The organism is Porphyromonas gingivicanis JCM 15907 (assembly GCF_000614585.1).
GTDB lineage: Bacteria > Bacteroidota > Bacteroidia > Bacteroidales > Porphyromonadaceae > Porphyromonas > Porphyromonas gingivicanis.
The window spans coordinates 1-1,326 of record NZ_BAKX01000022.1; the positions used below are offsets into that span (position 1 = coordinate 1).

The following is a 1,326-nucleotide window of genomic DNA, read 5'->3' on the forward strand; positions in this document are numbered from 1 at the left end:
AGTCACTAACCAGCTTTCATCCAACTTTGTATTCTTGGTTACGTCCAACTGTGTCAACTGATTGTGAGAGCAATCCAGATACGACAACGCTGTATTCTTCGTTACATTCAATTGTTTCAACTTGTTCCTAGAGCAATCCAGCCCCTCCAACTTTGTATTCTTCGTTACGTCCAAATGTGTCAACTCGTTCTCTGAGCAATACAGCTTTTCCAACGCTGTATTCTTCGTTACGTCCAATTGTGTCAACTGATTCTGATCGCAATCCAGATCCTTCAACGCTGTATTCTTGGTTACGTCCAAATGTGTCAACTGATTGTTATAGCAATACAGCTTTTCCAACGCTGTATTCTTCGTTACGTCCAACTTGGTTAACTGATTGTTATTGCAAACCAGCTTCTCCAACACTGTATTCTTGGTTACGTCCAACTGTGTCAACTGATTGTAAGAGCAACTCAGATGAGTTATATCGCCTATGATTTTAATGCGCCCGTCAGTAGCTGTTAACTCGTAATTGCTTATAAAGCCCTTCTGCGTTGCGCCTTGCACCGTAAAGGAGCCTTTACTCTCAATCCGGAGAGTGAGCACCTCGCCGACCTTTTTTCTGGTCGTCATGGTAATAAATCCACTCTCTCCCTCATAGGGTATGCCTTCACCATTCCACTCACCATTAGCATCTTTCCCATTATTGTAGTCTCGAACTTTCCAACCTTTACTCTTAGCCTTTGCTGCAGAGGATTGGGTTAGGTAATTCCCTTCGTTGGGGTTCTTGGTATCAACGGCAACGAAGAAGCCCAGTCCTTCTTCATCCTCAGGGATAGAAATACTCGGCAACTGCTCTACGAGACGATCCATGGATGCGCGTTTAATTCTATTTCCAAACACCCGTAACTTTACTAAGTTCTTATTTTGACTTACATCCAACTGTGTCAACTGATTGTTATCGCAATGAAGATAATCCAATATTGTATTCTTCGTTACGTCCAACTTGGTTAACTGATTGTTATCGCAAAGCAGCCTCTTCAACGCTGTATTCTTCGTTACGTCCAAATGTGTCAACTGATTTTTTGAACACCCCAGCACCTTCAACGCTGTATTCTTGGTTACGTCCAACTGTGTCAACTGATTGTAAGAGCAATCCAGCCCCTCCAACGCTGTATTCTTCGTTACATCCAATTGCGTCAACTGATTGAAAGAACAATCTAGATGAGTTATATCGCCTTTGAGTGTAATGCGCCCATCAGTAGCTGTTAACTCGTACTTGTATCCTCTTATGTGTTACGCCTTGCACTGTAAAGGAGCCTTTACTCACAATTGTCAGATCGATCT

The 1,326-nt window shown here is 42.6% G+C and carries 1 protein-coding gene; it reads right to left on the reverse strand.

The genetic code is table 11. The features are described 5' to 3' along the window. Positions 1-1,182 (reverse strand): leucine-rich repeat domain-containing protein (locus JCM15907_RS13755; protein ID WP_025843637.1); only part of this gene is annotated, 1,182 nt, incomplete at its 3' end. Positions 1,183-1,326 lie beyond the last annotated feature (144 nt).